General features: G+C 32.9%; 20 protein-coding genes. 12 read left to right on the top strand and 8 right to left on the bottom strand.

Annotated elements, in window-relative coordinates:
* Window positions 1–597, bottom strand: a complete 597-nt coding sequence (locus C7H52_RS06090; protein ID WP_106462982.1) for a methyltransferase domain-containing protein — start codon at window positions 595–597, stop codon at window positions 1–3.
* Between the two features lie 107 nt (window positions 598–704).
* On the opposite strand from C7H52_RS06090, the gene C7H52_RS06085 reads away from it, so the two are divergent.
* The 5 genes from C7H52_RS06085 (at window position 705) to C7H52_RS06065 (ending at window position 8,096) form a co-directional block, all read left to right on the top strand.
* Window positions 705–1,163 carry an RNA methyltransferase gene (locus tag C7H52_RS06085; RefSeq protein WP_106462981.1) on the top strand — a complete coding sequence of 153 codons (459 nt, stop codon included), beginning with the start codon at window positions 705–707 and terminating at the stop codon, window positions 1,161–1,163.
* A 27-nt stretch (window positions 1,164–1,190) separates the two neighbouring features.
* A complete protein-coding gene (gene era / locus C7H52_RS06080) occupies window positions 1,191–2,072 on the top strand; it encodes a GTPase Era (protein ID WP_106462980.1) in 882 nt (293 codons plus the stop codon).
* Between the two features lie 92 nt (window positions 2,073–2,164).
* Complete coding sequence (locus C7H52_RS06075; protein ID WP_106462979.1) at window positions 2,165–3,685, top strand: choice-of-anchor I family protein; 1,521 nt, start codon at window positions 2,165–2,167, stop codon at window positions 3,683–3,685.
* Window positions 3,686–3,854: 169 nt separating this feature from the next.
* Window positions 3,855–5,162 (top strand): ribosome biogenesis GTPase Der, encoded by a 1,308-nt coding sequence (gene der, locus C7H52_RS06070; protein WP_106463091.1) that lies wholly within the window; start codon window positions 3,855–3,857, stop codon window positions 5,160–5,162.
* Between the two features lie 174 nt (window positions 5,163–5,336).
* Window positions 5,337–8,096, top strand: a complete 2,760-nt coding sequence (locus C7H52_RS06065; protein ID WP_106462978.1) for an outer membrane beta-barrel protein — start codon at window positions 5,337–5,339, stop codon at window positions 8,094–8,096.
* Window positions 8,097–8,542: 446 nt separating this feature from the next.
* On the opposite strand, the gene porN is transcribed toward C7H52_RS06065, so the two are convergent.
* The 6 genes from porN to topA form a co-directional block, all read right to left on the bottom strand.
* Window positions 8,543–9,439 carry a type IX secretion system ring subunit PorN/GldN gene (gene porN, locus C7H52_RS06060; RefSeq protein WP_106462977.1) on the bottom strand — a complete coding sequence of 299 codons (897 nt, stop codon included), beginning with the start codon at window positions 9,437–9,439 and terminating at the stop codon, window positions 8,543–8,545.
* 43 nt (window positions 9,440–9,482) lie between these two features.
* A complete protein-coding gene (gene porM / locus C7H52_RS06055) occupies window positions 9,483–11,054 on the bottom strand; it encodes a type IX secretion system motor protein PorM/GldM (RefSeq protein WP_106462976.1) in 1,572 nt (523 codons plus the stop codon).
* A gap of 46 nt (window positions 11,055–11,100) precedes the next feature.
* The gene (gene porL, locus C7H52_RS06050) at window positions 11,101–11,736 is read right to left on the bottom strand and encodes a type IX secretion system motor protein PorL/GldL (protein WP_106462975.1); all 636 of its coding nucleotides are present in this window, start codon (window positions 11,734–11,736) and stop codon (window positions 11,101–11,103) included.
* 61 nt (window positions 11,737–11,797) lie between these two features.
* Complete coding sequence (gene porK, locus C7H52_RS06045; RefSeq protein ID WP_106462974.1) at window positions 11,798–13,153, bottom strand: T9SS ring complex lipoprotein PorK/GldK; 1,356 nt, start codon at window positions 13,151–13,153, stop codon at window positions 11,798–11,800.
* A gap of 166 nt (window positions 13,154–13,319) precedes the next feature.
* Entirely contained in the window at window positions 13,320–14,486 is a 1,167-nt protein-coding gene (locus C7H52_RS06040; protein ID WP_106462973.1) for a formimidoylglutamase, read from the bottom strand.
* A 40-nt stretch (window positions 14,487–14,526) separates the two neighbouring features.
* Window positions 14,527–17,046 carry a type I DNA topoisomerase gene (gene topA, locus C7H52_RS06035; RefSeq protein WP_106462972.1) on the bottom strand — a complete coding sequence of 840 codons (2,520 nt, stop codon included), beginning with the start codon at window positions 17,044–17,046 and terminating at the stop codon, window positions 14,527–14,529.
* A 157-nt stretch (window positions 17,047–17,203) separates the two neighbouring features.
* Here topA and miaB point away from each other — a divergent pair, with 157 nt between their 5' ends.
* From miaB to groL, 7 genes are all read left to right on the top strand, one after another.
* Window positions 17,204–18,649 carry a tRNA (N6-isopentenyl adenosine(37)-C2)-methylthiotransferase MiaB gene (miaB, locus tag C7H52_RS06030; RefSeq protein ID WP_106463090.1) on the top strand — a complete coding sequence of 482 codons (1,446 nt, stop codon included), beginning with the start codon at window positions 17,204–17,206 and terminating at the stop codon, window positions 18,647–18,649.
* Between the two features lie 81 nt (window positions 18,650–18,730).
* Window positions 18,731–20,002 (top strand): sigma-54 interaction domain-containing protein, encoded by a 1,272-nt coding sequence (locus C7H52_RS06025; RefSeq protein ID WP_106462971.1) that lies wholly within the window; start codon window positions 18,731–18,733, stop codon window positions 20,000–20,002.
* Window positions 20,003–20,051: 49 nt separating this feature from the next.
* On the top strand, window positions 20,052–20,555 hold the full coding sequence (locus tag C7H52_RS06020) for an LptE family protein (protein WP_106462970.1): 504 nt from the start codon (window positions 20,052–20,054) through the stop codon (window positions 20,553–20,555).
* Between the two features lies 1 nt (window position 20,556).
* Window positions 20,557–21,510, top strand: coding sequence for a hypothetical protein (locus C7H52_RS06015; protein WP_106462969.1), 954 nt, complete (start codon window positions 20,557–20,559; stop codon window positions 21,508–21,510).
* 2 nt (window positions 21,511–21,512) lie between these two features.
* Window positions 21,513–21,863 carry a preprotein translocase subunit SecG gene (secG, locus tag C7H52_RS06010; protein ID WP_106462968.1) on the top strand — a complete coding sequence of 117 codons (351 nt, stop codon included), beginning with the start codon at window positions 21,513–21,515 and terminating at the stop codon, window positions 21,861–21,863.
* Between the two features lie 149 nt (window positions 21,864–22,012).
* Window positions 22,013–22,291 carry a co-chaperone GroES gene (locus C7H52_RS06005; RefSeq protein WP_106462967.1) on the top strand — a complete coding sequence of 93 codons (279 nt, stop codon included), beginning with the start codon at window positions 22,013–22,015 and terminating at the stop codon, window positions 22,289–22,291.
* 104 nt (window positions 22,292–22,395) lie between these two features.
* The gene (gene groL / locus C7H52_RS06000) at window positions 22,396–24,030 is read left to right on the top strand and encodes a chaperonin GroEL (protein ID WP_106462966.1); all 1,635 of its coding nucleotides are present in this window, start codon (window positions 22,396–22,398) and stop codon (window positions 24,028–24,030) included.
* An 81-nt stretch (window positions 24,031–24,111) separates the two neighbouring features.
* Here the strand turns inward: groL and C7H52_RS05995 are convergent, their stop codons facing one another.
* Entirely contained in the window at window positions 24,112–24,714 is a 603-nt protein-coding gene (locus tag C7H52_RS05995) for a hypothetical protein (protein WP_106462965.1), read from the bottom strand.
* Window positions 24,715–24,782: the final 68 nt, after the last annotated feature.

The following is a 24,782-nucleotide window of genomic DNA, read 5'->3' as shown; positions in this document are numbered from 1 at the left end:
TTATTTTTTATTTAATACTCCAAAAAACTCTTTCCCTTTTCTTTCTGGAATAGAATTATAACACAGTTCAAACGTCTTCACCTTAAAATAAGTCTTAAAATAACTTAAATATTCGTTTTTATCTCCTCCAAAAGGGCGTTTTTCTAGACTGTTGGTTAACGGGAAATTAAACCATAAACCAACTAATTTTCCTTTCGGATTTAAAAGATTAAACATTTGTTTGGCGTAAGATGCTCGAGATTTCTTTAATGGTGGAAATGAACAGAAAAAGGTTTGTTCAATAATCAAATCATAAGTTGCTTTATGTTCAAAAAAATCTTCGTGTATAAGTTGTGCTTCAGGAAAATCTGGATTTCTTTTTTTAAAATCATTAAGCGGAATCTCAGAAATATCTAACACAAAAACGTTTTTAAAACCTTGCTTAAAAACATATTCTGCTTCGTAAGCATTTCCTGCTCCAGGAATTAAAATCTTTAACGTTTTATGTTCTAACTGATCAAAATAGGTTTTTAATGGTGTAGACACATAACCAATATCCCAACCGGTCTCATTTTCGGTATATCTGTTAGACCAGTAGTTTTCAGTTTCAGTACTCATATAAATTTCAATTCGTTAAAAGTTTCTATCATTGTAATTTAAAAAATTCAAACGAAAACCTGCCATATGCCAAGGAACTTATTCAATTAATAATATATTTTTGTAAAATGATAGATAATTTCGAAAACGAATATTTTGGAATAGGTATTCAAAATGGAAAAACTCCGGAAAACTTAGGTGTTTTATGGCGAAGCGCTCAAAATTTAGGTGCCAGTTTTATATTTACTATTGGAAACAGATATGCAAAACAAGCTTGCGACACACATAACGCTGTAAAATCTATGCCTTATTTTCATTATGATACAGTTGAAGAGTTTTTAAATAACATCCCAAAAGGGGCACGTATAGTTGGTGTAGAGTTAACAGAACAGGCAGAATCTTTAGAAACTTTTCATCATCCCAGACGCTGTGTCTATCTTTTAGGGGCTGAAGATCACGGATTGTCTAGTCTAGCCATAGAAAAATCGCATTTTTTAATTAAATTTAAATCACAATTAAGCTTAAATGTTGCGGTTGCAGGAAGTATTGTGATGTACGATAGAGGAATAAACAAACCAAGGTCGTAACTTTGCAACCTATTAAATATTAGAATTATGAGTCATAAAGCAGGTTTTGTAAATATTATTGGTAACCCTAATGTGGGAAAATCCACTTTAATGAATGCTTTTGTAGGTGAAAAACTTTCCATTATTACCTCTAAAGCACAAACCACAAGACATCGTATTCTTGGTATTGTAAATGGTGAAGATTTTCAGGTAATTTTAAGCGATACTCCAGGAATTATAAAACCCGCTTACGAGTTACAAGCCTCTATGATGGATTTTGTAAAGTCGGCATTTGAAGATGCAGACTTATTAATTTATATGGTAGAGATTGGAGAAAAAGAATTAAAAGATGAGGCATTCTTCAAAAAAATAGTAAATTCTAAAATACCCGTTTTATTACTTTTAAATAAAATAGACAAATCAAATCAAGAAGAATTAGTAACTCAAGTTCAACTTTGGGCAGAGAAAGTTCCAAATGCATTAATTTATCCAATTTCTGCTTTAGAAGGTTTTAACGTTAAAGAAGTGTTCGATAAAATTATCGAGTTATTACCAGAGTCCCCAGCTTTTTATCCTAAAGACCAGCTTACAGATAAACCAGAACGCTTTTTTGTAAATGAAAAAATTCGTGAGAAAATTTTAATGCATTACAAAAAAGAAATCCCTTATGCAGTAGAAGTCGATACAGAAGAATTTTTTGAAGAAGAAAACATTATCCGTATGCGTGCGGTAATAATGGTAGAAAGAGAAACACAAAAAGGCATCATTATAGGCCATAAAGGTGAAGCTATAAAACGTGTTGGTGTTGAAGCTAGACTTGATTTAGAAAAATTCTTCGGCAAACAAGTGCATTTAGAATTATACGTTAAAGTGAATAAAAACTGGCGTAGTAATGAAAGACAATTAAAACGGTTTGGTTACAATAACTAAACCATTTAGTAAAGGTTATATAATTTTTAGTTAACTTTTACTTCACATACAAAGTTCATTTTTGGAGTTCTAAATAACTTAAAAAACCAAAAATGAAACATTTTAGTAAAATTGCCTTAACATTAACTTTAGGTGTACTCTTCAATTGTCAAAATGATGACGATACTGTTGCCATACCAGATCAATCTCCGGTAAATACATCTGTTAATTTCAATTACAAATCGACCATAAATGTTGGTGGCGAAGGTGCTTCAGAAATTTCAGCATTCGATCCAACAACTAATAAATTATATGTTGTAAATGTTGAAAGCAATCAAATTTCAAACTACACCATTACAAATATTGAAGCTCCTGTTGAAGAAACTCCTATAAACTTATCGGCTTTTGGAGCTCCAAACAGTGTAGCTATTTATAATGGCAAACTGGCTGTTGCTGTAGAAGCTGTTGTAAAACAAAATCCAGGAAAAATTTTAGTTTATAATACTGCGGATAATACTCTAATTAACAACTATACCGTTGGTGCTTTACCAGATATGGTAACTTTTTCTAAAGACGGGAAGCTACTTATTTCTGCAAATGAAGGAGAGCCAAATGATGATTATACTATAGATCCTTTAGGAACTATAAGTATAATAGATTTAGAAACAGACCAAGTCACTACTTTAGATTTTACTGCTTTTAATAGCCAGCAGTCAGACTTAGAGGCTCAAGGTTTTAGAGTATTTGGTCCAAACGCTTCATTAGCTCAAGACGTAGAACCAGAATATATCACGGTTTCAGAAAATTCTATGTTTGCGTGGGTTTCCTTACAAGAAAATAATGGAATGGCTAAAGTAAACTTAGCTACCAAAACCATAGAAGCGATTTACCCTTTAGGGTTTAAAGATTACAACTTACCAGAAAACAGTTTAGATGCTAGTGATAGAGATTTAGTTGCACAATTAAAAAACTGGAACGTTAAAGGCATTTACCAACCAGATGCAATTGCTTATGCTAATATAAACGGAACAGATTACATATTTTCTGCAAATGAAGGCGATTCTAGAGATTATAGTGGGTTTAGTGAAGAGGTTCGTGTTGAGGATTTAACTTTAGATCCTACAGTTTATCCGTTATCTGGAGATTTTCAAAATGAAATTAATTTAGGTCGATTAAAAACGACAACAACTCTAGGAGATACTGATAATGATGGAGATGTGGACCAGATTTACAGCTATGGAGCACGCTCGTTTAGTGTTTGGTCTGCCAACGGGAATTTATTACACGATAGTGGAAACAGTATTGCTACCGAAACATTAGCTTTCTCTTCTACTCTATTTAATGATGAAGATAAACGCAGTGATGATAAAGGAGCGGAACCTGAAAGTGTCGAGATTTTAAATTTAGGAAATCAACGTTATATCTTATTTGTTGGTTTAGAACGTACAGACCAGATTATGGTTTACGATGTTACAAACCCAATTGCTCCACAATTTTTAACCATTTTATCACATACGGGAGACGAAGCTCCAGAAGGTTTATTAGTTATTCCTGCATTACAAAGTCCTACTGGAAAGGATCTTTTAGTGGTTTCTAATGAAGATAGTGGTACAGTTAGTTTTTATGAAAACTAACAAACTTTACCTCTAACCAACCCAACCAAAAAACTCTAATTTATTTTAGAGTTTTTTTTTGCTTAACTTCCTATTTTAAAGAAACTTAAGCATTATAGTACAATATCAATCCTAAAAACTATCTTTGCAAGCGCTTACAGGAGATGTAATGCAGATAATATATAAACTTATGAATAATATAGTAGCTATTGTAGGAAGACCAAATGTTGGTAAATCCACTTTTTTTAACCGATTAATTCAACGTCGTGAAGCCATAGTAGATGCGGTTAGCGGTGTAACACGTGACCGTCATTATGGAAAAAGTGACTGGAATGGTAAAGAATTTTCTTTAATTGATACCGGCGGATATGTTAAAGGTAGTGATGACGTTTTTGAAGCTGAAATAGATAAACAAGTTGAATTAGCTATAGATGAAGCAGATGCTATCATTTTTATGGTCGATGTAGAAAGTGGCGTGACAGGAATGGATGAAGATGTAGCCCGCTTACTAAGAAAAGTTACCAAACCTGTTTTTTTGGTGGTTAATAAAGTCGACAATGGCAAACGCGCAGAAGATGCAGTTGAATTTTACAGTTTAGGTCTTGGTAATTACTTTACCATTGCAAGTATAAATGGTAGTGGTACCGGAGATTTGTTAGATGCCTTAGTAGAAGCTTTACCAGAGCTAGAAGAAAAGGAAGCTGAAGATGAGTTACCACGTTTTGCTGTAGTTGGTCGTCCAAATGCAGGAAAATCGTCTTTTATAAACGCCTTAATTGGAGAAGATCGTTATATTGTTACCGATATAGCTGGAACTACCAGAGATGCAATTGATACTAAGTACAACCGATTTGGTTTCGACTTTAATTTAGTAGATACTGCGGGAATTCGTAAAAAAAATAAAGTTAAAGAAGACTTAGAGTTTTACTCGGTAATGCGAAGTGTTCGAGCTATTGAGCATGCAGATGTTTGTTTATTGGTCGTAGATGCTACCCGTAGTTTTGACGGGCAGGTGCAAAATATTTTTTGGTTAGCGCAACGCAACCGTAAAGGCATTGTTGTTTTGGTTAATAAATGGGATTTGGTTGAAAAAGACCATAAAACCACTGTAGAATATGAAAAACATATTCGTAAGCAATTAGAACCTTTTACAGACGTGCCTATTGTTTTTATGTCTACTTTAACCAAGCAGCGTATTTATAAAGCAATTGAAACTGCTGTAGAAGTATATAACAACCGTAGTAAAAAAATTAAAACCAGCGAGTTAAACGACACGCTTTTACCTATAATTGAAAATTATCCACCACCTGCATTAAAAGGTAAATTTGTTAAAATCAAATATGTTATGCAGTTACCAACACCGCAGCCTCAGTTTGCATTTTTCTGTAACTTACCACAATATGTATCGGAGTCTTACAAACGTTTCTTGGAAAATAAAATGAGACAGATCTATGATTTTAGCGGCGTACCTATTAGCATATATATGCGTAAAAAATAATTTTCATTTAAATAAAAAAAACCTAACGCCTACTGTCACAGTAGGCGTTAGACCTTTAATATAACATATCTTTAAGTTTTGTTTAACAGTTTTTCACACTAAACAAAATAGTTTTGCGTTTTTAGCAATAAACCAATTAAAGAGGTACTTGTTTACCTCAATTTTCTTTCCTTTATGAAGAATAGCATTTTTATTTTAGCCTTGTTGTTTGCAACAACTCTTTTTGGTCAATCCAAAGCATTTAAAATTTCAGGTACATTATTTTCTGCAGATGAGAATTTACCACTTGAAGCCGCAACCGTTCATGTTGAAACATTACAAGATTCAACTCTAGTTACCTATTCAATTACAGAGCGAGATGGCTCCTTCGTATTAGAAGACAAAACAGGACTAAATGAATTGAACTTATTTGTTTCTTATGTTGGTTACCAAACACTAAAGAAAAAAATTAATCTAACTAATCCTATCGTAGAATTAGGTAAAATAAGCCTAGAAGTTAGTAATGCATTAGACGAAGTGGTTATTAAAACTGCCGCTCCAGTTACTATTAAAAAAGATACTTTAGAGTTTAATGTGAAATCTTTTAAGACACAAAAAGATGCCACTGTGGAAGATTTACTAAAAAAATTACCTGGTGTTGAAATTGATTCCGAAGGTAAAATAAAAATTAATGGTAAAGACGTCAATAAGATTTTAGTAAATGGGAAGCCCTTTTTTGGTAACGACCCAACCATAACGACTAAAAATCTAACTAAAGAAATTATAGAAAAAGTTCAGATTGTAGACACCAAAACAAAATCTGAAGCTTATGCTGGAGAAGATGGAGACACTCAAAACAAAACTATTAACCTAACCATTAAGGAAGAAAATAATAAAGGGGTATTTGGACGTGTAGCAGCTGGTGCTGGCACGGATAAACGATGGGAATTTGCTGGTTTATTTAATAGGTTTGATAATGACCAACGCATAAGTGTTTTAGCAGGAGGAAATAACATTAATTCGCCTGGATTTAGTTTTGGGGAGATTTCTAAAATGTTTGGAAGAGGCAGTAGCAGCTTTAGCAGTAATGGAACTTTTACAATTGATGGTAGATCATTTGGAGGTGGTCAAGGTATTACAACATCTAAAAATGCCGGAGCAAATTATGCAGATAAGGTTGGAGAAAAAGGAGACATTTCTGGAGATTATTTTTATTCTAACAGTAATTCTGTAGATGCATCATCTTCACAGAGACAAACTTTCCTTTCAGACGGTACATTCTTTTCTAATACAGATTCTAATTCCGAGAATGATACACAAAGTCATGTTGCCAATTTAGATTATGAAATTAAGATAGACACAACACTATTTTTAAATATCAGACCTTCATTTAGTTATTCTACATCTCAAACTACCTATTCTAGTAATCAATCTAGTTTAGACGCTAACAGAAATTTAACCAACCAATCTACAGTTAGTTCATTTGTAGATAATGCTTCAAAATCTTTTAGAAACAGAATGGAGCTAACCAAAAAAATAGGTGCAAAAGGTGCTTATATTAAAGCTGAAATTAATAATGATATCTCATCATTTAACGGTGAGGATATTTTAACCTCTAATACACTATTTTTTGGAAGTAGCCCAGATGTTGTGAGAGATCAGTTTACAGATGAGGATCGTAAATCTAATAATTATGAAACAGAACTTTCAGGTAGTATACCACTTGTAAAAGATAAATGGTATTTTAATTTAGAATATGGATTTCAAAAAAATAATGATGAAAATGTAAAAAGTACATTCGATAGAAACTTAAATAATACCTTTAATCCAGATTTAAGTACGGATTTTGAATATACAGATACGAGAAATAGTCCTGGTGCCTCAATAAGATATAAGAGTGAAAAATTTAATTCAACCTTTGGGGTAAACTATGTATTTAGAACTTTAGAAAATGTTGACAATTTAAGGTTAATAGATATCAAAAGAGATTTTGAAGCTATAGAATTAGATTATTATTTTAATTATAACATTTCTAGAAAATCTAATTTATACTTTAATTATGGTTTAGATAATAATCCGCCCAATTTAACTCAATTACAACCTTTTAATGATGTTTCTAATCCATTAAACACGATTGTTGGTAATCCAGATTTAGAGCCTACAAACTCGCACAGAATGTATTTAGGGTATAATGCTTACGATTGGAAAGAACGCTCGGGCTTTTACACATACTCTGGAATAACATTAACTGAGAATAATATTGTCCCAAGAACCTTTGTAGACCCAACAACGTTAAAAAGAACTACGACCTACGATAACGTAAACGGAAATTATAATGGTTATGCAGGAGGAAGTTATAGTAAAACCATAAAAATTGATAGTTTACAATCAATCCGTCTTAGAGGTGGAATTTATGGTAATTTTAATAAGAATGTTAATTTTAATAACGACGTTCAATACTCCAGTAAAAATATAAGCTATGCACCTAATATTGGTTTTGAATATTCCTATTTAAAGTTGTTTGAAATTAAGCCGAGATATACATTAAGTCTAACAAATAACACTTATGATATTGATGCATTTGAAGATATTAATTTTACTGTTCATAGATTAAATATAGAAACAGCAACCTTTTTTCCAAAAAGATTTGAGTGGCGAAATGATATAAATTATACCTATAACACTAATATAGCCGATGGATTCCAAAAAAGTGCTCTATTTTGGAATTCTTCAATCTCTTATGCTGTGCTAAAAGATCAAGGATTAGTGACACTAAAGGTCTATGACTTATTAAACCAAAATACAAACGCAACCAGACAAGCTTCACAAGATTATTTAGAAGACAGACAGAGTACTGTTTTAACACAGTATTTCATGTTGAATTTTAGCTGGAAGTTTAATAGCCTAGGTTCTAAAGGAGAAACTAGAGGTAATGGACCATATTATATAGATTAAAAATTTAGAACGTAAAATAAAAAGGAGTTAGATTTAATCTAGCTCCTTTTTTTATGATTTAAAAGATTTTAAGCTTAAGCTTCTACCTTCTGAAGAAGAACTACTATAAAATTAAGAAAATGGGTTAAAACCTTATTAGAGTAAGAACTAATATTACTTCTCATATATGAGTGGTTCAAACTACAACTTTAAACCACATTTAAAACTGATTTAAATTACTTTTGGGAATCTTGTTAACAAAACCTTTAGAATTAATTTAATCAGTTTTAAAATCAAAGTAATAGCAGTAAACAGATTTTTGTTTTAAATGTACATTACATAAAATAGTAATTGATTAAATACTATTTTATGTAATGTAAAAAGTTATAACGTACTTAACTATTAACAAAAAATAAAAGGCATAAAAAAACCCACTAAAAAGTGGGTTTTATAATTTATAGGTGACCTTAAAATTGCCACATATCTAATTCAAAATTTCTAATTTTTTCTTTGATACGTTCAGATTCTAAAAGTTGCATTAAAGAATTTTCTGGAATATAACTTTCAATTTTACGATCGCCATATACATTTTCTTCTTGATATGCCACACCATTAAATCGTCTAGAATTTAAAACATGGTCAAAAGAAAAAGGCATTGCGCTATTCTTTGTATTAAAAGTTTTAGCCTCATGTAAAATATCTCTAACATCAGGATAAAATACCCAAAACATCGGAATTGGTTCTTTACTAGCAGCATCATCAGAATTTATAAAGTTAACGTCTGGAGCAGCCGGAGCTATCCCAAGTAAACGATATTTTAATTCTCCTTGACGCTTGTCAAAATACCATAATCCTTTAATAAAGTAAGCTGAAATATTAGCAGATTGGATTTCAGTAGTAACAATATACTCTGGATCTACTTTTCCTTCACTGTTAAATTGCTCGTATCCTATATCTAATGTATCTACATCAACCATAGTTTCTCTAACTTCTTTAAAAGATCTTTTACCTGTAAAGTATGAGTCAGAATAAGCACTTTCTATTTTACCTTCTTTAAAATTTTTAAATAATACATCAAAAAGACTTCTTCTATCACTACCAATATTGTTTGTATCGATTGGATAATATAATGGGAAATTAACACGCTCATCAAGAACGACTTTTTCCCAAACCATTCGAGAAAATAACACATCTCTATCACCAACATATCCATATTCTAAAGGGTGATCGTTGTCTAAAGCTATTTGCTCTGCTGTCTTTACCCCAATTTCCGAAGGATCTTTGGCATTTAATAAATTTGACTGAGCAAATCCACTAAATGATACGGTAAAAAAAGCTGTAATTAATAATGATTTTAAATTCATCTGTTTTAATTTTTTATTTAATGATAGAATCAGATGGTTGATTTTAGTTTGTTAAATTAACAACTACTGGTGATACGTTAGGTAACTTAATAGAGTTTCCTGGGATTTTAGATTTGATATCAAAAATCATTACAGAAGAACCTCTTGGAGCTTTACGTAAAGCCTCTTTAGCTCTTGAACTCATACGGTTTCCAGAACAGTTAATAGTTGCTTGTCCTTCAACTTTAACTTTAAATTCAGTTACCTGAATATCTAAGTCAAAAACGAAGTCTTCTAACTCTGCACCTACTTTACCAATAGAAACATTGTTTCTTGGTAGGTTAGCAGAACCTGTTTGACCGTTAATAGATCCTGTTGGTTTTGGAATACCTTTAATTCTAAATACTTGTCTGTCTGCAACAGCAGTACCATCATCTAAAGTAGCATTAACATTAATAGTTACTTCTTTACCAGATTGAGGTCTCATTACATATTTACCAGTTCCAGAACCTTTAGATAAACCAGCACCTGATGCAGATACTTTATTATCTGGTACACCTGCGAAAGAAATAGTCATTGGGTTATCTAAACCTCTATAAACAACATTCATCTTATCTGCAGAAATCGTAGCTGAATTTGGTCTTGGTACTACTACATAGTTACCTACAATTTTAATTGGTAATGGTTTACCATCTTCTAAGAATGTAAATTCACCATCTATTTTTTGTTCTCCAACGTTACCAACATTAAAGTCTAAACGTGCTGCACCCGTAGAGTCAATAGCTTTAGATAAATCTATTTCCTGACCGTTAACTACTAATTTAGTAGGAGTTACGTCTGCATATTTACCTAATACTACTTTACCTTGGAATTTCTCACCTGCAAAAAATGCAGACTTATCAGCAATTACAATAGCTTGGTAATTTTTTAAAGATACTGCCTCGTCTAAAGTATTACCTAAAAACAAGTTAAACATGTTTGCCTCAGTAGTTTTCACATCATTCTGCATAGCAGTTATTTTTGTGATAGAAGCAATTGCAGGGAAACCTTTAAAGTGATAATCTAACCATAATTTGTTAGCACCATCTTTAGCTTTAATATTATCTGTGTTGAATTTTTTCTCAAAGTTTTCTAAAGCTTTAGAATACTTTACATCATTTCCAACTACTTTTTTAACATCAGCCTTATACTTATTGATAGCTTCCATTACAGCTTGACCATCTTTACTTAAACGATCTCCAGAAAACCATTTTTCATCAATATAGTCTCCTTTGTCCATTTGATCAAATGGTAACTGTCCAGTTTCAGGATCAACTTCAAAACCTCCACCTTTAATAATGTCTCTTTTTACACCTTCAAGATATAAATAAAACTTATTTGAAAGCTGAGTTACTTGTTCTGCTTTATTAGCTGCTACAGCAAACTCTTTAGGTTTTTCTTCAGCCTTTAATTTTAAAGAAGCTAAAGTCTTTTCATTATTAGTTGCGATTAATTCATTCGCATTTTCGAACTTTTCGTCCATTAAACCAAAAGCAGAAAGAACTTCCTTAGACATATTTAATGCTAACATTGCTATTAGAACTAAATACATTAAGTTAATCATCTTTTGCCTTGGTGATTCATTAGCACTTGCCATAATTTAATTAGTTTTTTTAGTTAATAAATATTAATTAGTAAACTAATTATTTTTTGTTCATTGCAGATAGCATACCACCATATACTCCATTTAATGAAGATAAGTTAGAAGCTAAAGATTGCATTTGCTCTTTTAATTTAGCTGCATTTTCAACAGTTTCAGCATTTATAGCTGCTTGCTTAGAAGCAGACTCCATTTGTACTTTATATAGAGAGTTTAAAGACTCCATTTGAGCTGCTGCTACTGTCATCTCTTCTCCATATTTTTTAGTTGCTGCAATAGAATCTACTGTAGGAGAAATTCCTTTAGCAGCTCCTTCGAAGTTTTTAATGCTAGTTCCTAAACTTGCCATTAATTCTCCATCGATTTTAGCCTCTTTTAATAAGTTATCTAATTTTTTAGATAATAAGCCTTCTGCATCTTTAGGCTCTTCTTTTAATTTTTTAGTTTTAGCTTGTCCTCCAGCTAATTCAGGATATACTAAAGACCAATCTAAATCTTCTCCTACTGGTTCGAATGCCGATAAAAAGAAAATTAATGCTTCAGTTCCTAAACCTGCGATAAGCATGATAGATGCTCCAGGCCAGTGCATTAATTTAAATAATGCTCCTAATATTACTACTGCTGCACCGATACCGTATGCATATCCCATTGCTTTTTTGTAACCTCTTGATGTTGCCATAATTGTTTAAATTTTTTAGTTGTTAAGTTAATTATTAATTATTAGTAGATTTAATTTAAAATTATCGTCTTCCAGCTGAATTTGCTGTCACTTCAGTCCCCATGTAATCTTGAACAGTTCTGAAACCGATAAATGACCTTGCAGAATCTGCATATTCGTAATCTCTTGAACTTACTTGTAAGAAATAAGCCACGTCTTTCCATGAACCACCACGAACAACTTTACGTTCGTTACGAGGATCATTTACATTAGGATTGATTGTTGAAGCAAATTCGTATGAAGCAGGATCGTAAGAAGAGTTAACCCATTCTGAAACATTACCTGCCATATTATAAAGATTAAAATCATTAGGCTCAAATGCATCTGCTTCAACTGTGTATAAAGCTTGATCTGCAGCATAATCTCCTCTTAAAGGTTTAAAGTTGGCCATAAAACAACCTCTATCGTTTTTAGCATAAGGTCCACCCCAAGGGAACGTTGCTGCTTGAAGACCTCCACGAGCAGCATATTCCCATTCTGCTTCGTTTGGTAAACGGTAAGAATTCACGAAATGTCTTTTCTTCTCTTTTCTATAAGCATTATGATACATAGTTCTCCATTGGCAAAAAGCCTTAGCCTGCTTCCAAGACACACCAACTACTGGGTATGCACCGTAAGCATCATGCCAGAAATAATCATTGTGCATTGGCTCATTATAAGAATATGAAAAATCTCTAATCCAAGCAGTTGTATCTGGATAAATCTCAACTTCCTCTCTAATTATTACATCCTTACGAGATAATTTCTTATCACGAGCAGCTTTCTCTATATCCATGTAAGAGTATTGAAACTTGAATTTTTTAACATCCCAAGTTCTTTGTCCATTATATGATTCTTCTAAAGGAATATACATTCCATCCATAACCTCTGCATATAGAACATCAGGATATTCTCCTGTCTCAAAAATTAAATCAACCTCATTGTTTAATTTTCTTTGATCATTTCCGTAATTATCACGCATGTATTCCTCGTATGGAGTCAAATCATCATCATCACCTGCATCTTTATATGCAAATTCTCCAATATCTCCTGACCCAGGAGTTTTACCTTCTATATCAGCCATTTCTGCTAAGGCAGTTCTAATTGTAGAATCTCTTACCCAGTTAACAAACTGACGGTACTCACTATTTGTGATTTCAGTTTCATCCATGTAAAAAGCACGAACAGTTACGGTTTTAGCTGGAGCATCTTGTACACCTGCTAAATCGTCGTCTGCTTTACCCATAATAAAAGCACCTCCTGGAACTAACGTCATTCCATAAGGCTTTTCTGGATGCCACTTTTTACCTTTAACACCAACTAATTGTCCTTTGTCGTTAGACTTCCCACAACTAACTAATAGCGCTAAAACTGCTGTTAATAATACAAATTTCTTCATAATCTTATAAAACTCGAGGTTAAATTATATGCTTCTTAATTTTTTAAGAGCGTAAACATATTTATTTTATTCTTCAAAAACAACTTTTTATTTAAAAAACAATCTTTTAATCGACAAAATTATGCATTTAAACGAAATCGCTCGGAAATGTTAACGATTTGCTAATTTACAATATATTTTTTTGATGCGCCTTATACCATCTTTCTGGAACTATATTGTTGATTGCCATGTCATAATCGTTTTTTGCACAAGGTAATAACGTGTGTTTTTTTAACTTATTGTTAACATTTGATAAAAAAGGAATTTCAATCCACCAACGTCCAGATTTTAAACTTTTATAAAAAATTAACTCAAAATCATCGACTAAAGTAATATACTTTTGATAGGTTTTATCATCTACAAAATCACTTTCAATAATCCTAGCATTTACACCTTCAATAAAATACCAAAGGATTTGAGCTGTTAACATTGCGGTTTGACTTTCGTTCCCCGTTGTATTTAAATCAAAGATACCAAAGGATGACACTTTATTACTAATACCTGAATAACGAGCTATTGCGCAAATTTCTTTCCCACTAAAACCATTTGGACTTATTTTTTGATTTTCACTTAAAATAGAAGACTCAACAGAAGATATATCAACAGAAACAATATTCGCATCTCTTAACACTGGTTCTACCAAAGTAATATCTTTAGAAACTTCTCCTAGACGGTAGGCTTCAAAATACAACTTCTTCATTAAATCTATTTCTTCTTGAGAATTAAAATAGGTTTGATAACCTAAAGTCGCATAGTTAAATAAATTATAAGGTTCTTCTAATATTATTTTACCTACAAAGCTTTTACTGGTAATAGCTTCCGATACTTCCCCCAAATCGAATCTTGCATCTACGTTTACAATATTTACCATTGGTAAAATAGCGTCATAAGCCCTATAATTAGCATAGGTTAGATCTTGACTTCCACCTAAAACAATAGGAATTACTTTTTGACTTAATAAAATTGAAATTGTTTCCTTTAGCGCGAAGTAAGTATCCTCGACTGTTTCACCCGGTTCTAAATCACCTAAATCTACACAAGTTGTATTCCAGCTTCCTGGGAAAAGCGCGTAAAAAGACTTTCTAATTTCGTCAAAATTTAGCCGATTGTTTTTTTTTGACGCATCTCTCCTATTTTCTAAGACGCCTAACAAGGCTATTTCCCCTCCAGATAAACTAGGCACACCATCTTCACTAGTATGAACTTGTAGTTTCTTGCCTACCGTTTGAGGCGACAGTAATTGCCTATAAATAAGAACATCCTCTGAAACAGGAGTTAAGAAACTAAAATTCATTGAAAAAATACTTTCCTCGAAAGTAAAAAATTCTTACGAGTTATTTCTTTTTTGTAGTTGTTTTTTTCTTAGCGGCTGGTTTCTTTTTAGCAGCCGACTTTTTTGTTTTCTTTTTTGGTGCGTTTTTTTCGATAATATCTTTTACTTCTTCTAAAGTCAAAGCAGCAGCATCTACTGTTTTTGGCAATTCAATCTTTGTTTTACCTTTTAGAATATTATGCCTACCCCAGCGGGCTTTTTCAACTCGAATACCTTCTTCTTCCCAATTATGAACAACTTTATCTATTTCCTTTTGGATTTTAGCATCAATAAGCTCTTCAATTTCAGCATTGGTTAAATTATCCCAGTCATACTTTTTATTTACATTAATAAATAAATCGTTCCATTTAATAAATGGACCAAAACGACCTTTTCCTTTAGTTACACCATGACCTTTATATTCGTATATAGGAGCATCTGCAATTTCTTTTTCTTTAATTAACTCAATAGCATCGTCCATTTCCACACTTAAGGGATCTTGTCCTGGCGCTAATGAAATAAATTTCTTACCATATTTTACATATGGACCAAAACGACCATTATTAACTTCTACCTCTTCACCTTTGTATTGACCTAAAGCCTTTGGAAGTTTAAATAAGTCCATTGCTTCCTCATAGGTTATGGTTCCTAATTGTTGGTCTGGTCCTAAACTTGCAAAAGTAGGCTTCTCTTCATCATCAACCGTACCCATTTGTACCATTGGTCCAAACTTACCTAACCTTACGCTTACTTGTTTTCCTGTTTTTGGATCTTCACCTAAAATACGCTCTCCAGATTCACGATCTGCATTTTCACGAACATCTTCCACTACAGGATGAAATTTAGTGTAAAAAGACTTCATCATCTTTTTCCAATCTTGTTTTCCTTCAGCAATATCATCAAATTCATCTTCTACCTTAGCTGTAAAATTATAATCTAAAATGCTTTCAAAATGATTCACTAAAAAGTCCGTTACAATCATACCAATATCTGTTGGTACTAATTTTCCTTTATCGGACCCTACTTTCTCTGTTAGCGTGTTGTCTTTTACAGAACCATCTTCAAGAACTAATTGAGTATAGTCACGTTCTACACCATCGACACTTCCTTTTTCTACATAATTTCTATTTTGAATAGTAGAAATGGTTGGCGCATAAGTAGACGGACGTCCAATACCTAACTCTTCTAATTTTTTAACTAAAGAAGCTTCTGTATATCTGTAAGGAGCTCGAGTAAAACGCTCTGTTGCCGTAATATATTTATTAAGTAAAGTTTCACCAACTTTCATTGCAGGCAACATACCTTCTTGCTCTAAATCTTCATCATCGGTACCTTCTAAATACACTTTAAGGAAACCCTCAAACTTAATAACCTCTCCATTAGCGGTAAAGTTTTCATTATGCGTATTTGCATCAATTTTTACATTAGTACGCTCTAGTTTAGCGTCACTCATTTGCGATGCAATAGCACGCTTCCAAATTAGATCATATAATCTAGCTTGATCTCTATCTATATTTACCGAGTGAGTTGCAAAATCGGTTGGACGGATGGCTTCGTGAGCTTCCTGAGCACCTTTAGATTTCCCTTTATAATTTCTTTCTTGAGCAAATTCTTTTCCGTAAGCTGAAACAATTTCATTTTTTGCCCCTTTTCTAGCTTCATCAGATAAGTTTACACTATCTGTTCTCATATAAGTAATTAAACCGGCTTCGTATAAACGTTGCGCCATAGTCATAGTTTTACTTACTGAAAAATATAATTTACGAGATGCCTCTTGCTGTAATGTTGATGTTGTAAATGGAGCTGCAGGCGATTTCTTAGCTGGCTTTTGTGTTAAATCCCCAACATTAAATTTAGCATCTGCATTTTTATTTAAAAAATCCTGCGCTTCTTTTTTGGTTGAAAATGCTTTTGGCAAACGTGCTTTAAACGAAACTCCTTCGGTAGTTGTAAACTCTGCATCTACTTTATATGATGCTTCTGGCTTAAAATCGTTTATTTCGCGCTCACGCTCTACGATTAAACGTACTGAAACAGATTGTACACGTCCAGCAGATAAACCACCTTTAACTTTACGCCACAATACTGGAGATAATTCATAACCTACTATTCTATCTAGCACGCGTCTTGCCTGTTGTGCATCGACTAAATCATAATCTATCGTTCTCGGGTTTTCTACTGCTTTTTGTATGGCCGATTTGGTGATTTCATGAAACACTATACGTTTGGTCTTGGCTTTATCAAGTTCTAAAGACTCCGCTAAGTGCCAAGCAATTGCTTCTCCCTCACGGTCCTCATCACTCGCTAACCAAACAGTTTCTGCCTTTTTAGCAAGTGCTTTTAATTTTTTAACCAGTGCTTTTTTATCTGTAGAGACTTCATATTTAGGATCAAAATCACCTTCAACATCAACCCCTAATTCCTTAGAAGGTAAATCTGCAATGTGCCCAAAACTGGACTCGACTTTAAAATCTTTACCTAAAAATTTCTCTATCGTTTTCGCTTTTGCAGGTGACTCTACTATTACTAAATTTTTCGCCATTTTACAGTTTTTGTGAGTGCAAAGGTATATCAAAAAAAATTTATGCTCCAAAAAATATGTTAAATAGGTTTTTTTAACCAACTGTCATATTGTCATAATCTTAAAATAATTCTATCTTTGCATACTAATTGAAATGATTTTGATTTTTACCGATCCTATGGAAAAAACAATAGATGAAAGCAAACAAGGCGACGCTCTGATTTTAGAAGCCAAAAAAGAAAACACTAAAAAACTTTTTATTGAAAGTTACGGTTGTTCTATGAATTTTAGCGATAGTGAGATTGTGGCTTCCATATTAGATAAAGAAGGTTACAATACAACAAATAAGCTAGAAGAGGCAGATTTAGTATTAGTGAATACCTGCTCTATTCGAGATAAGGCAGAACAAACGGTACGCAAACGACTTGAAAAATATAATGCAGTTAAACGTATAAACTCTAAAATGAAAGTTGGAGTTCTGGGCTGTATGGCAGAACGATTAAAAAGTAAATTTTTAGAAGAGGAAAAAATAGTCGATTTGGTTGTAGGACCAGACGCTTATAAAGATTTACCTAACCTTTTAGCAGAAGTTAACGAAGGTCGTGATGCTATTAATGTCATTTTATCTAAAGATGAAACTTATGGCGATATCTCGCCCGTTCGTTTACAAAGTAATGGTGTTACAGCTTACGTAAGTATAACGCGTGGCTGCGATAATATGTGTACATTTTGCGTGGTACCTTTTACCCGTGGAAGAGAACGTAGTCGTGACCCACAAAGTATTATTGAAGAAGTTAACGACCTTTGGAATCGTGGGTTTAAAGAAATTACCTTATTAGGTCAAAATGTTGACAGTTATTTATGGTATGGCGGTGGTCTTAAAAAAGATTTCGTAAAAGCAACCGATATGCAAAAAGCTACTGCTGTAGATTTTGCTAAATTATTAAGTTTAGTGGCAGAAGCACAGCCTAAAATGCGTATTCGTTTTTCGACCTCTAATCCGCAAGATATGCATATAGATGTGATTAAAACTATGGCGAAATATCAAAATATCTGTAATCACATTCATTTACCAGTGCAAAGTGGTAGTAATCGTATTCTTAAAGAAATGAATCGTTTACATACCCGTGAAGAGTATTTTACATTAATAGATAACATTAAAAAAATTATTCCGGGCTGCGCCATTAGTCAAGATATGATTGCTGGTTTCCCTACAGAAACCGAAGAAGATCACGAAGACACCTTAAGTTTAATGCGCTATGTAAAATACAACTTTGGTTACATGTTTACATACTCTGAACGTCCAGGGACTTTAGCCGAACGTAAGTTGGAAGATGATATTCCAGAAGAAATTAAAAGTAGACGCCTTAGTGAAATAATTGCTTTACAATTAGAACATAGTGAGTTTAGAACTCGTGAACATTTAGGAAAAACGATAGAAATATTAATTGAGAAGCAATCGAAAAAATCTGAAGACCAATGGTCTGGACGTAGTGAGCATAATATTGTAGCTGTGTTTCCTAAAGAGAATTATAAAGTAGGCGATTTTGTAAATGTAAAAATTACAGATTGCACCAAAGCGACTTTAATTGGAGAAGCTGTAGGCTATTCTTCAAATAATTAATTGGTTTATTTACCAATGATATCGCATTAATAATAAATAGTTAGAACTTTTATAAGTTTTGACTTCAGAATTAAAAAACATATGGAATCTATACAAGCAACTAAGCAACGTTTTGGTATTATAGGGAATAGCACAGGACTAAACCGTGCTATAGAAAAAGCGATTCAGGTTTCTCCTACAGACATTTCTGTATTGGTTACAGGAGAAAGTGGTGTTGGTAAAGAAAGTATTCCTAAAATTATACACTCCTTGTCGCACAGAAAACACGGCAAATATATTGCTGTAAACTGTGGAGCCATACCAGAAGGCACTATAGACAGTGAACTTTTCGGGCATGAAAAAGGGGCTTTTACAGGTGCTACCGCAACCCGAGAAGGTTATTTTGAAGTGGCAGATGGTGGTACTATTTTTTTAGATGAAGTAGGCGAATTACCACTAACCACACAAGTACGTTTATTACGTGTTTTGGAAAATGGTGAATTTATTAAAGTAGGTTCCAGCAAAGTACAAAAAACAAACGTTCGTATTGTAGCTGCTACAAACGTTAACATGTTTGAAGCCATTAAAAAAGAAAAGTTTAGAGAAGACTTGTACTATCGTTTAAGCACTATAGAAATTAATTTACCACCATTACGAGAACGTAAGGAAGACATACATATTTTATTTAGAAAATTTGCAAGCGATTTTGCATTAAAATATAAAATGCCAACCGTTAAATTAGATGACGAGGCTGTTAAAATGTTGCAAAATTACCGTTTTAATGGTAACATTAGACAGTTACGTAATGTTGCCGAACAAATTTCGGTATTAGAGGAAAACAGACAAATTACCGCTCAAAAATTAAGTGAATATTTACCTTCTGGAGGCTCTAACTTACCTGCTGTTATAAACAAATCTAAATCTGAAAGTGATTTTAGCAGTGAACGCGAAATTCTGTATAAGGTTTTATTTGACATGAAAGCCGATTTAAATGATCTAAAGAAGCTAACCATGGAGTTAATGAAAAATGGCAGCTCCAAGGATATTCAAAAAGATAATGAGAGTTTAATACAAAAAATTTATGGTGAAGATGATGAAAATTCTCAAGCTGAATATGAGTACGAAGATTTATCCAAAGACACTTTAGAGGTTTTATCTATTCCTGAAAAAACAACAGCCGAAAAAGCAAAAGAAGACAAATATCATTTTGCTGAAGAAATTGAAGAAGAAGAAACCTTATCTTTACATGATAAAGAACTGGAATTAATAAAAAAATCTTTAGAAAGGCATAACGGCAAAAGAAAGCTTGCTGCTGAAGAATTAGGCATAAGCGAGCGTACATTATATCGTAAAATAAAACAGTTTGACTTGTAATTTTAGCTTTAAGCAAATCAAAAATGTGTGTTTCCAAACACCTTCATATATGAAACAATTAAAATATATATTTTTAATACTAACATCCATAACTGTCCTTGGTTGTGGCGCCTACTCTTTTACTGGGGCAGATGTTGGTAACGCAAAAACATTTCAGGTTAATTATTTTCAAAATAATGCACTACTTGTAGAGCCTGGTTTAGATAGAGATTTCACTTTGGCATTACAAGATCTTATTCAAAATCAAACTAATTTAAGTTTAGTAAATTCTGGTGGCGATTTAATTTATGAAGGTGAAATTACAGAATACCGTATATCACCAACAACTGCGCAAGCCAATAGTACCGCTGCTCAAAACAGATTAACCATTTCGGTTAAGGTTAATTTCATTAATACTAAAAAGGAAGATGCAGATTTTGAAAAAAACTTTTCTTTCTTTTATGATTATGCAGGAACCGGCCAATTAGTTGGCGCTCAAAAAGACACCGCTTTTGAAGAAATTTTTGAACGTTTAACCCAAGATATTTTTAATGCCTCTTTAGCAGACTGGTAATATGAACAGCGAAACTTTTCATTACATATTACAAAACCCTAATAGACTCTTAGAAGAGCATGTCGTTGATTTAAAACAAATTATTGACGATTACCCTTATTTTCAATCGGCACGAGCGCTTTATTTAAAAGCTTTAAAGTTGAGTAATAGTTTTAAATATAACCATAATCTAAAAGTAACTGCTGCTTACACCTCTGACAGAAGTGTTCTTTTTGATTTTATAACGACTAAAGAATTTAACCAAAATAGTATTTCTGAAAACATCAAGTTAAACAACTTACGACTGCATGATATTACTGTAGATTTTGAAGATGTTTCAGCAAAAACTAAAACAGATGAAACGGAGTTTTTAAACCATTTGACTGCATCGAAAGCTGTTTTAAATTCAGATTTATTTGAAGAAAAGTCTGATAAAACACTAGAGGACAACACAACAAAACAAGAGCTTTCTTCAATTGAAAGTATAGATAACAATTCTTCTAGCAACGAGCCAAAAGACGCCGAAGCTAAACTAAAAATTGGCAGCCCTTTAGAGTTTGATAAAAACGAAACACATTCCTTTAGCGAGTGGTTAAGCCTTTCTAAAGCAGAACCTATAAAACGTATTACTAAAAATAAGGTGGAAGAAACTCAAGGTTTGCCTGAGAAAAAACCTTCCAGAATTGAGCGCAGCATAGCCAAAAAAAACAAATTAATAGAAGCTTTTATTGCAAAAAATCACAAGCTAGAACCTAAAAAAAATGCCGAAAACACTGTAAATCTAGCTAAAGCACAAATGATTCCGCGAGAAGAACTTATGACAGAGACTTTAGCACGAATTTATGTGGAGCAAAAAAATTATAAGAAAGCCATTCAATCTTACAACATTTTAAGTTTGAAATATCCAGAAAAAAGTGGTTTCTTTGCTGACCAAATTAAAGCAGTTAAACAAATACAAGAAAAAAATAATAATTAATAATGAATACATTTGCAATATTTTTAGTTTTAATAGTAGTCGTTGCATTTCTATTAATCGTAGTAATTATGGTACAAAACCCTAAAGGTGGCGGATTATCTTCATCTTTTGGTGGCGGTGGTACACAACAATTAGGTGGTGTAAAAAAGACCACGGACTTTTTAGATAAAAGTACATGGACGTTAGCAACCGTATTATTAGCTTTAATTTTATTATCTAATGTTGCTATTGACGGCGGAAGAGTCGCTACAGAATCTAAAGCTTTAGAAGGAGAAAATATTGAGTTACCTTCTACTCCAGCTCCAACACCAGCAACTACACCTGCAGAAAACACAGAAAATACCGAAGAGTAAAATCTTTTTAAAATTATAAATAAAAATGCCAGCTTTAAGTTGGCATTTTTTGTTTCTGAAAGTTTGTCAGTGTAAGCTTCATGGCACATTTTTAGTCATTAATTACCTAAACAAATTAAATTGTTTATTAACCATAAAATATTAAAACAATGAGTAAAGTTAACATTACACCTCTAGCAGATAGAGTTTTGGTAGAACCTATGCCTGCTGAGACAAAAACCGCTTCAGGATTATATATTCCAGATAGCGCACAAGAAAAACAATTAAAAGGTACTGTTATCGCTATTGGTAACGGTAAGAAAGACGAACCATTAACTGTAAAAGTAGGCGATAAAGTTCTTTACGGTCAATATGCTGGTTCAGAATTAAAATTAGATGGTAACACGTACTTAATGATGCGTGAAGATGATATTATGGCTATAATATAAATAGCTTTTAGCTATTGGCCATTTGCCTTTAGCTCTTATTAAAATTTAATTAATCATTTTAGCCTAAAGCGAATTGCTAAAGGCTGAAAGCAAAGTAAAAAAACATGGCAAAAGATATAAAATTTGATATTGAAGCTCGCGACGGATTAAAACGTGGTGTAGATGCATTAGCAAATGCAGTAAAAGTAACCTTAGGACCAAAAGGTCGTAATGTAATTATTAGTAAAAGCTTTGGAGCACCAACCGTAACTAAAGATGGTGTTTCTGTAGCAAAAGAAATTGAGTTAGAAAACCCATTAGAAAATATGGGAGCTCAAATGGTTAAAGAAGTTGCTTCTAAAACCAACGATTTAGCTGGAGACGGAACAACCACAGCAACTGTTTTAGCTCAAGCTATTGTAAAAGAAGGCTTAAAAAACGTAGCTGCGGGTGCAAACCCAATGGATTTAAAACGTGGGATTGATAAAGCAGTAGAAGCTATTGTTGCAGATTTAGAAAAGCAAACTAAAAAAGTAGGGAACTCTTCTGAAATGATTAAGCAAGTCGCATCAATCTCTGCTAATAACGATGACGTTATTGGAGATTTAATTGCAAACGCATTTGGAAAAGTTGGAAAAGAAGGTGTTATTACTGTTGAAGAAGCTAAAGGAACAGATACTTATGTAGATGTGGTTGAAGGTATGCAGTTTGACAGAGGTTATTTATCGCCTTACTTTGTAACCGATAGTGAGAAAATGGTAACGGAATTAGAAAACCCTTACATCTTATTATTCGATAAAAAAGTATCGACAATGAAGGATTTACTACCGGTATTAGAACCCGTAGCACAGTCTGGAAAACCATTATTAATTATTGCTGAAGATGTTGATGGTGAAGCATTAGCAACTTTAGTTGTAAATAAATTACGTGGATCATTAAAAATTGCCGCTGTTAAAGCGCCAGGATTTGGAGACAGACGTAAGGCTATGTTAGAAGATATTGCAATTTTAACTGGTGGTACCGTTATTTCTGAAGAAAGAGGTTTCACTTTAGAAAACGCAACAATTGACATGTTAGGAACTGCCGAGCGCGTATCTATAGATAAAGATAACACTACAGTTGTAAATGGTTCTGGAGACAAGGGTTTAATTAAAAACCGTATCAATCAAATTAAATCTCAAATAGAAACTACGACTAGTGACTATGATAAGGAAAAATTACAGGAGCGCTTAGCTAAATTAGCTGGTGGTGTTGCTGTACTTTATGTGGGTGCTGCTAGTGAAGTTGAAATGAAAGAGAAAAAAGATCGTGTAGACGATGCTTTACACGCAACCAGAGCGGCTGTAGAAGAAGGTATTGTTGCTGGTGGTGGTGTGGCGCTAGTTCGTGCTAAAAAAGTTTTAGAAAAATTAAGCACAGTTAATTTAGACGAAACAACTGGTGTACAAATTATTGCAAAAGCTGTAGAAGCTCCATTACGTACTATAGTAGAAAATGCTGGTGGCGAAGGTAGTGTGGTTATAAATAAAGTTACAGAAGGTAAAAAAGACTTTGGTTATGACGCCAAATCTGAAACCTACGTAGATATGTTAAAAGCTGGTATTATCGATCCTAAGAAAGTAACTCGTATTGCATTAGAAAATGCAGCATCGGTTGCAGGAATGATTTTAACTACAGAATGTGCTTTAATAGACATTAAGGAAGAATCTGCAGGTGGAGGAATGCCTCCTATGGGCGGAGGAATGCCAGGAATGATGTAAAAATCAATCTTAATATAAAAGCAAAACGCCAAACTTAATGTTTGGCGTTTTTTGTTGTAATCTATTTAAGATGATTAGTTTTTAATTGGTCACTAAAGTATTCCACACTAATTTAATCATGTCTTTTCCTTCCACATCAAAGTCGTCCACCGTATTCATGGTAACTATTAAAAATCCTTCATCTTTTTTGGAATAAGTTGCAACTTCGTAGGTTTCTACTTCGCCTTTATATTCCAATACAGCCTTTAAAACTTTCATTTCTAAACCATTAGACAATGTACGGGTATAATCCTCTCGTTTAACAGAATACCCATAACCTATACTTTCTTTGGTCATTTCATTTAACATTAATTCCTTTAACATAGCAGGATCCATATCGTTATAAGTTTGTATAATAACTCCAGAACCTGCAGCAGTCATCATCATAAACTGTTGAATACCTTCATCTAAATTGGTATTTGAGATGTCGTGTTTTTTTAAATGCTTAAAACTAAAATAAGGATTATTAAACAGTAAGGTATCCTTTTTTTTAACAGATATATTTACCTGTTTGCCGTTAATAGTTAGTTTTTGAGGTGCATCTAAAGCCACCTCATACGTTTTTCCGTCCACTTCTAATATATAATCGTTTTGTGCAGTTAGACTAAAACAAGATAAAAGTACGGCTAGTGTAAATAATTTCATTTTTTTTGATTTTTGGTAAAGAAACAAAAAAACCTAAACACAGGTTTAGGTTTTTTAACAATATAAAA

The sequence above is a fragment of the Aurantibacter aestuarii genome (assembly GCF_003008425.1).
GTDB lineage: Bacteria > Bacteroidota > Bacteroidia > Flavobacteriales > Flavobacteriaceae > Aurantibacter > Aurantibacter aestuarii.
This window is presented reverse-complemented; position numbering and strand designations above follow the sequence as displayed.